Here is a 14,920-nt window from a genome sequence, read left to right as displayed (position 1 = left end):
TCCTCCTAAATAGTATCTAATCTATTATCTTTGGAGTCAGCATAATAACCAGCTCGGTCTCAGTTACTTGCTTAAGGGTTGAGTGAAACATGCCTCCCACTAGCGGCAGGTTTCCAAGCAAGGGAACTTTGAAGGTATCTTTGGTTTCCTGACGCTGAATCAAGCCGCCTAAAACAATGGTCGAGCCACTCTTAACCCGCAGGGTGGCATCAGCCTGGCGGGTCCGGATATTCGGATTGCCATTTTTCGTAGTATTGGTTTGATTACTAACTTCCGGCTGAATGTGGGTGGTTATATAGCCATCTTTGTTTACCGTAGGGGTTACCTCTAGTTTAATGCCAACATCGACATATATTACGGAGATGATGGGTACACTGCCGGTGGTAGGCTGGGAAGTTTCCACAGCCAGCTTGTCCCCGATTAGAATTTTTGCCGTTACCCCGTCTAAGGTCGCGATCCGCGGACTTGCCAGCAAACGGCCTTTCTTGTTTTCAACTAAGCGGTTAATAACGCCTTGAAGATTTACGCCATAATTATTCCCGATACCGATCCTAAACTGCAGTTCGTCGTTAGGAATGGCTTGCGGCAGCTTGGTCGATGCGCCCCAGTCAATGCCAAGATTTGACAAATCATCACGGTTAAGTTCGACGACCTGCACTTCGAACATCACCTGTTGCGGCGGGGTATCAATCTGGGCCAGTAAATACTTAACCTGTTCATAGACATCAGGGCTGCTCATGATCACCAGGATATTCCGCACCGGATCTGCTTTGAGCTTGTCCTCAGGCACCAAAGCACTAAGCAACGGCTTCGCCTGCTCGACCTTTAAATAGTTCAGCCTGATAACCAGGGGACCTGCGTCTAAGAATTCGGGCTGACTGTCTGACACCGGCACCTGAGGGGACGCGCTAGTTGCAGCAGGCGGTGGATTTTCCGGACTTGTCCCGGAAGGTTCGACGCCGGCCGGTGCAGCTAAAGCCAGCCAGGGCAATGAAAACAGCAGTAAAACCAATGCTAGAAAGAAAGCACAATGCCAGCGGCAACAGGTCACTATATTCACCGGCTTTCGCAAGTTATATGTTTTGATAATAATAAAAAGAAGCCTCCTGCGATGTGATTGGATGACACATGCAGAGAGGCTTCTTGATTTATCCCGATAAAATTCTAAGAATAAATAATCAAGATTGTCTTACTAATCCCCTCCCTATCGCTCGCAGGTCAACGGTGATTGTTATACAGGCAGTTCTCCTGGCTCTGAATCATCGCTTCTCCAAACCTTCCCAAGACTTTCTTCTCAGTGGCATAACATGGAGTTGCTCCTCATTACAGTGGCGGGACCGCGCCGGCTTTCAACCGGTCTTCCCTATTAAGCCCTGTAGGGCACCTGTACCAATATTATTAAATTTTTGCTATATTTTACTTTATATTTAAATATTACTACATATGGTTAATTTTGTCGAAGGTTTTTGTCATGAAAATTTCGACAAAATTTGCAGAACATCCAGGATAAAAAAACCTAACAGCTCGGATTACATTAGCTGTTAGGTCTTCTCTCTATGCGTGTTGTTTTTCTTCAAAGGTGATTGCTCAATCCAATCACCTTTGCTACTTCAGTAATTACTGCTTCGGTCAGGTCTTTTTGCTTCGGTTCAAACTTGTCATGATCGGACGTTACATAACCCGCCCTACGCTTTCTATCAGAAACTCCAGCGCATACCCGCGTCAACTCGCCAGTCAGTTTCTATGTCGCCGCCTACGCTCTTTTCCAGATTGGCATAGGCATAGGAGTTTTGGCCGACCTTGGTGCTGCCGCCGAGTTGGAAGACGCCCCAGCTGCCGCCAAGGCTAATCTGGCTGCTTTTGGCTTCCTCGGCTATAAACCGGCTGCTGAAGTCGCCGCGGAATTCATGAGCCAAGAAGGCTTTTGCATAGATGCTGCTCTTGTCCGTTATCCGGCCTACGCCCACACCGATGCGGCCTACCAGGCTGGTAAAGCCATCCTGGCTGATGTTCATGGTCCGGTAGTTGCCGGCGGCATCTTTGACATCGCTGGTGGCCGTATAGTCTTTGCCCTGCAGCCGGCCCCAGCTCAGCTCTATCTGCGGCTCTACGTACAGCCCGTTCCTGTATTCAATCCGCCGGCCATATTCCGCGCTCACCGACAGGCCGTTGGTTTTGTAGTCACCTGCTACTTTATGGCCCATTTCGTTGTAGACGGTGAAATCATTTTTTATCTGCCCGCCTTTTAGGACGATGTCGGTGTAATGCCCTTTGTCTCCCTGCCAGCTGCCGTACAGAGACAAACTGGTGGCCGTATTGTCGCCGCTGCCGCCAAGGATGTAGTCGCTGTCGCCGTCGTTATGGCTTACGGCCACACCAAGGCGCCTGCCGCTATTTACTTCTTTGTCATAACCGATCTGGACGGCTTTATAGCTGGTACTGTAACGGGTGTTGTCCTGATCGTATTTGGATTTTCCACCGTAAATGTTCGCCCAGATCCCGGCCGACAACGGCGACAGCCGCAGTTCTCCCAGCCGTTTTTGCATATCGTTATTTTCTGCCCGCCACAGCATGGCGGAGGACACCATGGCCGATTTGGTGCCGCTCATGATCATGGTTTCGTATTGGCCAAGCTCTATGGGCGGTTTCGGAGTTTCCGGCGTTACCACAGAACCTTCCTGCAAATTGCCTGTTCCTCCATTTTCAGCAAATTTGATTGTGCCGACTCTCCACAATATGCCGGGAGCGGTCAGTCCTTCGCCAATGGCTACTTTACCTGTCAGATTACGTTCGGCTCCATTGGCTGCTGCATAATTGCTGTAGGTCAGTTTGCCGGCCAGGGCGTTCAGTACTTTGTTGACGGTTTCTTTTGCTTCGATATTGATGCCGCTGCTGTCGGTCATCAATGTTATGGCCGAGCCGGCCGCCGCCTTTTTGATACTGATGCCGCCTCCCATGATTTCCGCCGGGTTTTGGCTGTTATGGCCATAGATGACCATGGTTTTGCCGCTGTAGTTGTCTATGGCGATGCCGGTATTGCTCTTTTGCTGGATAATGCCCCGGCCGGCGTCGCTGTCGCCGCCATGGAAGCTGCTTACATGGCTGACACCGTCAAAGGCGCCCGGCAACACTCCTGTATTGGTCTGATTATACGTTTGTCCCTGGGAATCATGAATCCACAGCGCGCCGTTCTTTAGATACAGGTTGAAGGTGCCCAGCTTGTCGGCGCCGGCATTGTCGGCAACGCCCTTCCAGTAGGACTCGCCGGTGGTCAGGGCCAGGTTGATGGTGCCGTCGAACAACTTCGGGAACAACACATGAGGCGCATCCGGATTAAAAATCCAATCTTTTGTGGTAAAGATATTCCCCTCTATCTCTGTTTTCGCCGTACCGGATGTTAAGATGCTGTTTTCGCCCTGTTCCATGCCTACATTAATGGTACCTCTATAAGCAGTAAGCGCATGGTTATTCATTGTCGGATTACTTTGTGCTACGATGCGGCCGCCTTTTACTGTAACTGCCGGTGAATCAGTGTATTGATTGCATCTGACAGCTATGCCCGTGCCGGCCGTTTCAATATCTACCAGGCCATTAATATGAATGCTGCTACCGTCTCCCTCGTCACTTAGAATGGCGGCATTACTTACGTCTAAAGGATTATCCAATACTGTCCCGCTTGTTGTTGTCATCCTGATTTTCACATCACCGTTTATGGTCAAAGATGCTTTCTTTTCCTTGTCCCTATAAAGTGTTTCTCCCTGATAAATGCCGGTGCCGTCTGCTACATTAATTTCCATATCACCGTTTATGGTAAGGGTTGATCCATATCCGTTAAAAATGCCAATTCCGCCTTCCGAGCCGTCCAATTTAAGCCCGCGGTCCGCATTAATGACAACATTCTTAACATCGGTGCTACCATGAGGAAGCGCAGCGATAATTGCAGCTTTTTGCACGGAATAATCATTGGAAATCCATGTTGAGGTTTTTATGGCAGTAGTCTTATCAAAGACATAATTACCTTTCTGAAGAACACCGGCTTTCTTGTATTCGAAATCAGTATTTGCATCCCCTGTCAACACCTGATTAAACAGGGTTGCTGTCTGACCCAAGGGGGCTTTCGTTACGCGACCGGCACCGCTGTTTTCATCAAACAGGATATCTGCCTGCTTTTGAAAGGCGGAAGCGGTCAGTCCTTCCGCGATTTCTGCCGTACCGCTCAGGTTGCGTTCTCCATCAACATATCCGTAATAGAACAGCTTGCCTGCTAAGGTATTTAGAACCGAAGAAACAGTCGCTTCATTTTTCAAATCCAGGCCGCTGCTGTCGGTGCGCATAGTGATATGTGCATTTTTATCTCCGGTTTTAGCGGCATGTTTAATAATGATATCTCCGCCGGAGATTTCTGTAGCATTCTCTTTGTCTCTTGCGAAATAAGCTAAAGTATAACCCGTATAATTATCTAGAATAATATCGCCGGTCTGTTTTTGAACAATAATGCCGCGGCTGGCTTCGCTGCCGCCGCCGTAGAAATGGGTGACACGGCTTACAGCGTCATCGCGGAAGCTGGAATCGGAGCCATAGCGGAAGCCACCGTCACGGTTGGTCCAGATGGCTCCGTTTTGCAGGAACAGGTTGATCGTGCCGCCGGCCGGGTTGTCCGCCAGGCCCGCCAGATAGGATTTGCTATTGACCAGAGCCACATTGATATGGCCGCCGCTGCCGGCACCTGCCCACTGGCCGGTTGCTTTCAGGTTACCTTCAATCATGACATCGTTGCTGCCGGCTGTCAGTGCGTCGCCGCTGCCGCTGGCATTTACATTGACAGTACCGTTGTCGTAGGCATCGAGCGAAGGATAATCCTGGGACACGATCCGGCCGCCGCCGATGTTGATATAACCGTCGCTGCCAATAGCGCTCGCGCACCAGGCACCGTAGGATTCGATATCCACCAGTCCTTTAATGTCGATATGGCCATGATTGAATACTTTCATCCCCGTCCAGTTGATATTAAAAATGCTGCCGGACCCTACGCCGCCCATGCCCATAACACCTCTGATTTTCACGGCATGGTCCCAGCTGTTGTCATTGTTGATCGTCACTTCGCAGGACAGAGTATCCTTGGTGTACCGGTCACCGGCGGCAATCCCGCCGGCGTAGTAGGCGCTGGAAAATGTACTCAGATCAATGGCTCCCGGATTGTTGACAGTTACTGAGGTATCGCTGTTTAGAGCATAAATGACGGCCGATGTCGACTGAGCCATTTCGCCCAGGCCGATATTGTTGCGAATAACAAGGTCATGGCCGTTCATATTCAAAACGATATCCTTTTTGGCATCCGGATAAATGGCAACGGCATATTGCATATTGGTGGGATCAGGCGTGGCGCCTTCAATATTGATAGAATTATTGATAATGGTATCCTGCGTAAAGCTGTAGGTGGAGGTATTGCCGGCCTCGGTTAAAACACCGCGGTCGGCAAAGGCTTTATCCTTGGTACTGTCGCCGGTAATAACGGCATTAAACGGTGTAATTCCGGCATCCGTTACACTGCCGGCGCCGGTGGTTTTGCTGAAGGTAATATTACTGACTTTGTAGGAAAGAGCGCCGGCCGTCAGGCCTTCAGCGATTTCCGCATAACCGGTCAGATTATTTTCGCCGGTTACATACGCGCTGTAGGTCAGCTTTTGCGCCAGGCTGTTCATGACGCTTTTTACGACCGCGTCATTGGCAAGATCAATCCCGGAGCTGTCTGTCCGCAAGGTAATGGCGGCCTCTTTATCCGCTGACTTGATGGTTATCTTGCCGCCCTGGATGCTGGCGGGATTGGCAGCGTCATGGGTATAATACACGGCGGCCATGCCACTGTACTTTTCGATAGCAAGATCGGCAGCGCTGGTAATGCTGCCTTTTAGGCCGTCGACGTTCGGACCGGTAAAGGTTTTGACCGTTGTTGCTTTATCAGCGCTATTAACCCAGTTGGAACGACCCAGTAACGTAAGGTTTCCTGCCTTTTCCATCGTCCCGGTCCAATTGGCGGTGGACTGCAACACAATATTTACCCCTTCTCTTAGAACATTGCCTTCCCAACCGCCTTTACTGATCGATAAAGTGCCATCGCTGTCAAACCGTCCTTGCCAGACTTTCGCCAGTTTGGCCAAATTTACATTCACATGGCCGACAGCGTTGCCGGTCCAGGTCCCGCCAAACACTCCGTCACCCAGCGTAAGGTCAATGCTGCTGCCTTCTCCTTCCGCCACGGCATCCCCATTAATTTCTTTAGCGCCGGCAAACGTGATTTTTCCGCCGTTTTTAGCATACAGTGCCACTTTCCCATTCGTATTGATGATGCCTTTCACATCCGTCTCTGTCCGGTTGCCAATATTGACAATCCCACCGTTTTCCGCAACCACACCATAGCCGCCGTCGGTAACGATATTGATCCCGACGGTGCTGTTGATTATCCCGTTCTTGACTGCTTTGATGCCCGCAAACTCTTTGCCTGTGCCGGTGATATTCAGGTAATTATCATAATTCACATTATCAATCTGCACAGTGCTGGTTCCTTCTCCGTTGGCGTTGCCGGCAAAGATGCCACCCACATAGGTACCGTCCGCAGGACCGAGTTACTCATACCGCCAGGTGCACTTACCCTAACGCCGGCAGCCTGATCATTGTAAATCCCGTAAACTTTGCCGCCATTGTTCTTGATACCCGTCAGATCCAAGGTACATGTTATAGTATCAATATAAAAAGCTTTACCGGCTGCCGGCATAATAGCGGCCAAATTTTTTCCTGCCGCCGTGCTGGTCACATCCGGGTTGATGATAGTGCTGTCTCGTAAGCTATAGATAGTCTTTTTCAAAGGTTCGGCATTAGCAGGATCATTCTGAATGTAATCTTTGTATTCTGTATCTGTTGCCTGGTCACCGGTAAGAACAGTAGTAAACCGGTTAGAAGAATTAAAAGAGCCTGTTTTTCCCTGACCGGTTGCAGCGACAAAAGAAATAGTTCCCTTCCTCATTGTAAAAGACCCCTGTGTCAGTCCTTCGGCAATTTCTGCATAACCGGTCAGATTGCGTTCATTGCCGTTTGCCTTCACATAGTTTTTATACGTCAGTTTTTGCGCCAGTGCATTCAAAACGCCTAGGACAACATCGCTGTCGGTCACGGCAATCCCACTGCTGTCGGTGCGCAGCGTAACAGCAGCCTTCTGGCCGGCTGCATCTTTGCCCGCCGAAACAATGGTTAGATTACCGCCATAAATCGTGGTTGGATTGGCGGTGTCATGCGTGTAAACATACACACCAGAGTCGCCGGTATATTTATCAATAGTGATATCCGTCGAATTTTTATCCATGACAACAAATCCGGGGCTGATACTGCGTTCTGCCGCGACGGTCGCCAAATGGTTTTTGTTCTGGAAATACGGCAGCATAGCGCCGGCCTGTTCTTTGTCGCCATTGACGGAAATTGTAAACTGTTCAGCCGTCTCCACCTGCTCGGCCGCCAGGGCCGGGCCCCAGGGCGCAACACTGCACCCCAGCGTGACGGCCACCAGTAAGGCCAGATTACGTGTTTTGCGGGTACTCTTCTTTCTTTTCACCTGTTTACCACCTTTCCATAGTGCCCTAAGGCATCTCTGACTCTTCCCTGCTGAATAAAGCAGGGGAATGTAACTTTTAAAATTTATCTTACGCCAAACAAAAGAAGTCTCTCTGTGATGATCCCCAGAGAGACTTCTGCGTTCCTATGGCAAAACTGCCTGTGTAAACTACACATCCCCTCCCTGTCTGTCGCAGGTTGAATAACGGTGATTGTATTTTTTACTCTTTATTTTGCTACTTCAGTAATTACTGCTTCAGTCAGGTCTTTGCCGCCAAATATTATCGTGCTGCTGTCTAAAACGGTTCCAACACCTTGTGCTTTGGCAACTTTAACAATTGCTTCGCTGATTTTTTTCTGAATGGGTCCCAGCATTTCTTTTTCCTTGTTGTTAACCTGTTCTGCCAGCTTTTTGTTCAAATCGGCTTTGCCGTTGTCGTCCAGAGATGTACTCTGCTCATTAAATTGTTTTTGTGCATTTTGTCGTTCCAAATCAATTGCCGAAATAGCCGACTTTACATCAGGATAATTATTAAATACTTTTTGCACATTAACATAACCGATCTGTTCGGCAGCCAGAACTTCGTTGGGCGCGGCCATACCACACACGCCAAATAATATTAGTACGAAGAATAGGGAAGTAAATAATTTTCTTATCATAAAGTTTCTCTCCTTATTAAATGACATATTTTAAAGCCACTACGGACCAGGCGAGCGACTAAGACCAGACGTTACTCCACCCAAATCTTACGCATAAAATTAGGATATTCCTGATTCAAATGCTGCAATATCTGATCCAAAATTCCGATAACCAGCTTAGGCTCAAACTTGTCATGATCGGACGCCACACAACAGCTTACATCTAGATTTCCTTCCGCTGTCACCAAATATTTCAGCATCCGGTAAGTCTGATTCAGTTCATTGGCATATACGGCCAGTTCCTGCATAGATTTTTGGCTGCCTGCATCGCCTATTACCTGTACCTGAATCATGGTATAAACACTGTCGTCGATGATGACGGCTACCGGCAGATTTTGCCCCTTCACAGCCAGATTGCTGTGGAAGACTACGCTGTTTAATTGATCGTTTACCACCCTGGTAGTAAATCCTTCGACTTTGTTATCAACAAGATACTGCTCAAAAGCGGCCACTTTTACATTTTCTTTTACGGTTTCCAGGTTTTCGGTCATACATTTTCATCCTCTTCTTTATCATATTTGTGGTGTTATTGCATAAATCTGCAGGTTATAATACCTTGCGGAATCCTCCCTGTACATTCATCAGAAACTCCAGCGCATACCCGCGTCAACTCGCCAGTCGGTATCCACATCCCCGCCTACACTTTTTTCCAGGTTGGCATACGCATAGGAATTTTTGCCGACCTTAGTACTGCCGCCGAGCTGGAAGATACCCCAACTGCCGCCAAGGCTAATCTGGCTGCTTTTGGCTTCTTCGGCGATGAACCGGCTGCTGAAGTCGCCGCGGAATTCATGGGCCAAGAAGGCTTTTGCATAGATGCTGCTCTTATCCGTCATCCGGCCTACGCCCACACCGATGCGGCCTACCAGGCTGGTAAAGCCATCCTGGCTGATATTCATCGTCCGGTAATTGCCGGCTGCGTCTTTGACATCACTGGTGGCCGTATAGTCTTTGCCCTGCAGCCGGCCCCAGCTCAGCTGCACTTGCGGTTCTACGTACAGTCCGTTCCGGTATTCGATCCGCCGGCCGTATTCCGCGCTCACCGACAGGCCGTTGGTTTTGTAGTCGCCTGCTACTTTATGGCCCATTTCGTTGTAAACGGTGAAATCATTTTTTATCTGCCCGCCTTTTAGGACGATATCGGTGTAATGCCCTTTATCTCCCTGCCAGCTGCCATATAGGGACAAACTGGTGGCCGTATTGTCGCCGCTGCCGCCCAGGATGTAGTCGCTGTCACCGTCGTTATGGCTTACGGCCACACCAAGGTGCCAGCCGCTATTTACTTCTTTGTCATAACCAATCTGGACGGCTTTATAGCTGGTGCTGTAACGGGTGTTATCCTGATCGTATTTGGATTTTCCACCGTAGATGTTCGCCCAGATCCCGGCCGACGGCGGCGACAGACGCAGTTCTCCCAGCCGTTTTTGCATATCGTTGTTTTCCGCCCGCCACAGCATGGCTGAGGATACCATCGCGGATTTAGTCCCACTCATGATCATGGTTTCGTATTGGCCATATTCAATGGGGTTATCCGGTGTTATCACCGAGCCTTCCGCCAGACTGCCGGTGCCGTTGTTGTTAAACTTGATATCGCCGACTTTCCATAGGATACCGGGCGCGGTCAGTCCTTCGCCAATGGCTACTTTGCCTGTCAGATTACGTTCCCCACCGTTTGCTGTCGCATAATTGTTGTAGGTCAGTTTGCCGGCCAGGGCGTTCAGTACTTCGTTGACGGTTTCTTTTGCTTCGACATTGATGCCGCTGCTGTCGGTCATCAAGGTTATGGCCGAGCCTGCTGCCGCCTTTTTGATACTGATGTCACCGCCAGTAATTTCTGCCGGTTTTTGGCTGTTATGGCCGTAGATGACCATGGTGTTGCCGCTATAGTTGTCTATGGCAATGCCGGTATTGCTCTTTTGCTGAATGATCCCGCGTTTGGCATCGCTGTCGCCGCCGTGGAAGCTGGTTACATGGCTGACACCGTCAAATTTACCTTTAAGTTCTTCCGTAACCCACTGATTTGCAGAAGTATCATATGTTTTCCCCTGCGAATCATGGATCCATAAAGCACCGCTTTGTACATACAGATTGAAGGTGCCCAGTTTATCGGCTCCGGCATTGTCGGCAACACCTTTCCAGTAGGATTGACCTGTAGTCAAAGCCATATTAATCGTGCCGTCGAGCAGATTGTTGCCGGCAGCCGATGTAGCGGTATTTTTCATAGTCAGAATATTGCCCTCGACTTCAACTTTGGTGCTGCCGGGAGCCAGAGTTGCCGCTGCCATAGTCTTAGCGGCCGTAGTCGGCGCCGGAATCATATTCAAGCTGATGGTCCCGCTGTAGGCTGTCAGCGCATGATTATTGACATCTTGATTTTCATTCGTAGTAATCCGCCCGCCTTTTAAGTTGATCACACCGGCAGCATCGGTGGGGCTGTCGGCCACCACGCCGTTACCATTGATCTTGAGATCCAGCAGGCCATTGATATTGATGACGCTGCCGTTGGACTCTTTATTCAAGATGCCCACAACAGATTCGCTCCGCGGGCTGAATGTCTGAGCCACACTAGTGTCATCAGTAGGTTGGTGCTTGATATCCATAGTAACATCGCCATTAATGGTAAGGCTTGCTTTCGCACCGGCTTGCCCGTTTTGAAAATCCTGAATGATACCAACGGTTGTCCCGTAACTAGGTTTACTAATCAGCTCCATGTCAACATTCCCGTCAATGGTAAGTTCGCTGCCGTTGCCGCTGTAGATGCCGGCATTACTCTTATTGGCATTCATACCATCAATCTTTAGGCCGTTTTTAGCCACAATCGTCATTTTCTTATAAGAACTTGGTTCCTGACCGTACGCAGGCCAGGGCGTATAGGCTTGAATACCGGTAGCATTATAATTATTACCACCGATGACCGAGCTTTCGCCTAAGGCAATGACTGTGGCTTTGGCAAGCACATATTTGCCGTCAATGATGGTGCCGGCTTTGCGGTATTGCTCATCTGCCGCAACGTCACCGGTGATGGAGGTTGTAAATTTCGTGGTAGTCTGTCCCAGGGGATCTGCCGATATCCGGCCAGCGCCGCTGTTTTCGTCAAAAATGATTTTTTCCTGCCGGACTATTTTCGACGAAGTCAGACCTTCGGCGATTTCCGCATAACCGGTCAGATTACGTTCTCCTGTCAAGTAATTGGTGTAGCTGAGTTTCGTTGCCAAATTATCTAAGACTTTGGTTACCAGGTCTTTGTCATTTACATTGACGCCACTATTATCGGTACGCAGGGTAATGACCGCATTGTCATTGCCGTTTTTCACAGCTGACGTAATTTCCAGATCACCGCCAAGAATTTTCGTCGGATCGGCGGCATCATGTTCATAATAGGCTAATGCATGTCCCTGGTAGTTAGCCAATGTGATTTTACCGGTTTGTTTCTGGATGATGATACCACGATTGGCTTCGCTGTCACCGCCGTAGAAATGGGTGACCAGACTCTTGGCATTATCATCGAAAACAGAATTGTTGCCATAGCGGAAGCCGCCGTCCTTGTTGGTCCAGGTGGCCCCGTTTTTAAGGAACAGATTGATCGTGCCGCCGGCCGGATTGTCCGCCAAACCTTTTAGATAGGAATCTTTATTAACAAGTGCCACATTGATATTGCCGCCGCTGCCGGCGCCCACCCACTGGCCGGTTGCTCTCAGGTTGCCTTCGATCATGACATCATGGTCGCCGGCTTGTAAACTATTGCCGCTGCCGCTGACATTGACATTAACGGTACCGTTATTATAAGCGTCAAGAGAAGAATAATCCTTGGACACAATCCGTCCGCCGCCAACATGAATATTGCCGTCGCTGCCAATCGCACTCAGGCCCCAGGCGCCGTAGGATTCGATATCCACCAGTCCTTTAATGTCGATATGACCATGATCAAATACTTTCATCCCCGTCCAGTTGACATTAAAAATACTGTCGGAGCCGACTCCGCCCATGCCCATGACGCCTCTGATTTTTACGGCATGCGCCCAGTTGTTGTCATTGTTGATAATTACTTTGCAGACTTTCGCATCTGTGGCAAATCTGCTGCCGGCGCAAACCCCGCCGGCGTAAAAGGCTTGTGAAAATGTGCTCAGATCAATGGCTCCCGGGTCGTTGATCGTTATCGAAGTACCGCTGTTAAGCGCATAGATAATGGCCGAGGTCGATTGCGCCATTTGGCCCTGGCCGATATTGTTTTTAACAATCAGATCATGACCATTCATATTCAGAACAATATCTTTATTGGCATCGGGATTGATTGCAACGGCATATTTCATATTGTCCGGGTTGGGAGTGGCCCCTTCCACATTGATGGTATTATTAATAATAGTATCCTGTGTAAAGCGGTAGGTGGAGGTATTGCCGTCCACGGTAAGAACGCCGCGATCGGCGAAGGCTTTATCTTTTGTACTGTCACCGGTAATGACGGCATTAAACGGTGTAAGCCCGGCACCCGCCACGCTGCCTGCACCGGTGGTTTTGTCAAAGCGAATGGTGCTGATTTTCTGAGCCAGGGACCCTGCCGTCAGCCCTTCGGCGATTTCCGCATAACCGGCCAGATTGTTTTCACCGGTTACATACGCGCTGTAGGTAAGCTTCTGCGCCATACTGTTCAGCACGTTTTTCACGGCCGTATCATTGGCAAGATCGATGCCGGAATTATCTGTCCTCAAGGTAATGGCAGCTTCTTTATCGGCCGATTTGATAGTTACTTTACCGCCCTGAATGGTAGTGGGATTGGCGGCATCATGGGTAAAATATACGGCCGCCTGACCGCTGTATTTATCGATGGTAAGATCGGCGGCGCTGGTAATGCTGCCTTTTAAGCCGTCGATGTTCGCGCCGGTAAAGGTTTGGAGGGCTGTTGCCTTATTACCGGTATTAACCCAGTTGGAACGGCCCAGTAAGGTAAGATTGCCGGCCTTTTCCATCACCCCTGTCCAATTTGCTTTGTCCAACAATAATACCTTCGCTCCGTCTCTGGCAGCATTTCCTTCCCACTTGGCAGCCGTAATGGACAGGGTGCCATCGCTGTCAAAATTGCCTTTCCAGCCTTCCGACATATTATTGAGATTGACATTAACATGACCGACAGCGTTACCGATCCAGCTGCCACTGCCTACAGCAAGGTCAATGCTGCTGCCTGCCCCTTCCGCCACAGCATCCCCATTGATTGTTTTAGCGCCAAGGAAATTGATTTTACCGCCGTCTTTCGCATACAAAGCAACTTTCCCGTTAGCATTTATGACACTTTGTAGATCCGTTTTGTTAAAATTGACAACTCCACCGTTTTCGGCAACAACGCCATAGCCGCCGTCGGTGGTGATATTTACCCAGGCTCTGCTGTTAATTACTCCGTTCTTAACCGCTTTAATGCCGGCAAAATCCTGGCCTGTGCCTGTTATTTTCAGCGAATTATCGCCATATACTTCATCAATTTCAACAGTGCTGGTACCCGTACCATGGGCATTCCCCGCAAAAACTCCGCCCGCATAGGTACCGTCCGTAGTACCAATGATAGTTAAACCACCATTGCCCTGTACCTTTACGGCGGCAGCCTGATCATTGTAGATGCCGTAAACTTTGCCGCCGTTGGTTTTAATACCGGTCAAATCTAAGGTGAGCGATTGATTGGAAGCACCGCCGCTGGTAACAAAAAACTCTTTGCCGGCAGCCGGCATAATGGCAGCAAAATTACCACCGGAAACCGTACTGTTCACAACAGGAGCGATGGTCGTACTGCCTTTGAAATTATATACAACCTTCTTGAAAGGCTCGGAATTAGACGGATCTTTCTGAATATAATCTTTGTAATCCGTATCTTTTTCTTCGTCACCGGTAAGGACACTGCCAACTTTATTAAAAGAATTAAAATTGTAGACTGTTCCTTGCCCGGTATCATAATCAAAAAAGATATCCCCCTGTTTCTTGACAAAAGATCCCTGTGTCAGACCTTCGGCGATTTCTGCATAACCGCTCAGATTAGATTCACTGGCATGATTACTGTAAGTCAGTTTTTGCGCTAACGCATTCAAAACTCCTAAAACAGCATTCTCATCCTTGGTCAGGTCAATACCGCTGCTGTCGGTGCGCAGCCGGACAAAAGCGTTTTTACCGTTGACATCTTTGTCTGCCGAAACAACGGTAATGTTGCCGCCATAAATCGTGGTAGGATTGGCGGTATCGTGCGTGTACACATACACACCGGAATCACCTGTATATTTATCGATAGTGATGTTGGCAGAATCCTTGTCCATAGTAACAAATCCCGGATTGCTGCTAACCTCCATAACCGTCGCTAAAAAGTTCCGGTTTTGAAAATACGGCAGTGTAGTGTCGGCCTGCTCTTTGGCACCGCTGATGGAAATTGCAAACTGTTCAGCCGTATCCGCTTGTTCGGCAGCCAAGGCCAGGCCCCAGGGTGAAACACTGCAACCAAGCGCTAGCGCCACCCCTAAGGCCAGATTACGTGTTTTGCGTGTAAATCTTTTTCTTTTCACCTGTTTACCACCTTCCCCTTATTGCCCCTGAAGGGCATCTCCGACTCTATCCCGCTGAATAGAGTCAGAGAGTTTTTGTGCCGCCG

Annotated in this window: 6 protein-coding genes and 1 riboswitch; all 6 genes read right to left on the bottom strand. The window is 49.2% G+C overall.

Annotated features, from left to right (window positions below):
- Window positions 1–16 precede the first annotated feature (16 nt).
- Complete coding sequence (locus tag SRRS_RS05585; protein WP_371366985.1) at window positions 17–1,051, bottom strand: type II secretion system protein GspD; 1,035 nt, start codon at window positions 1,049–1,051, stop codon at window positions 17–19.
- A 169-nt stretch (window positions 1,052–1,220) separates the two neighbouring features.
- Window positions 1,221–1,403: riboswitch (cobalamin riboswitch) on the bottom strand.
- 294 nt (window positions 1,404–1,697) lie between these two features.
- Window positions 1,698–6,599, bottom strand: a complete 4,902-nt coding sequence (locus SRRS_RS05580) for an autotransporter outer membrane beta-barrel domain-containing protein (RefSeq protein WP_371366983.1) — start codon at window positions 6,597–6,599, stop codon at window positions 1,698–1,700.
- Window positions 6,533–7,603 carry a hypothetical protein gene (locus tag SRRS_RS05575; RefSeq protein ID WP_371366981.1) on the bottom strand — a complete coding sequence of 357 codons (1,071 nt, stop codon included), beginning with the start codon at window positions 7,601–7,603 and terminating at the stop codon, window positions 6,533–6,535. The genes SRRS_RS05580 and SRRS_RS05575 overlap by 67 nt, the downstream gene beginning before the upstream one ends.
- Window positions 7,604–7,830: 227 nt before the next feature.
- Window positions 7,831–8,262 carry an OmpH family outer membrane protein gene (locus SRRS_RS05570; RefSeq protein WP_371366979.1) on the bottom strand — a complete coding sequence of 144 codons (432 nt, stop codon included), beginning with the start codon at window positions 8,260–8,262 and terminating at the stop codon, window positions 7,831–7,833.
- A 71-nt stretch (window positions 8,263–8,333) separates the two neighbouring features.
- The gene (locus tag SRRS_RS05565) at window positions 8,334–8,792 is read right to left on the bottom strand and encodes a hypothetical protein (protein ID WP_371366978.1); all 459 of its coding nucleotides are present in this window, start codon (window positions 8,790–8,792) and stop codon (window positions 8,334–8,336) included.
- A gap of 90 nt (window positions 8,793–8,882) precedes the next feature.
- Window positions 8,883–14,834 (bottom strand): autotransporter outer membrane beta-barrel domain-containing protein, encoded by a 5,952-nt coding sequence (locus SRRS_RS05560; protein ID WP_371366976.1) that lies wholly within the window; start codon window positions 14,832–14,834, stop codon window positions 8,883–8,885.
- Window positions 14,835–14,920 lie beyond the last annotated feature (86 nt).

The sequence above is a fragment of the Sporomusa rhizae genome, assembly GCF_041428845.1.
GTDB lineage: Bacteria > Bacillota > Negativicutes > Sporomusales > Sporomusaceae > Sporomusa > Sporomusa rhizae.
The sequence above is the reverse complement of the archived record's forward strand: the minus strand, read 5'-3'. Positions and strand labels throughout refer to the sequence as shown.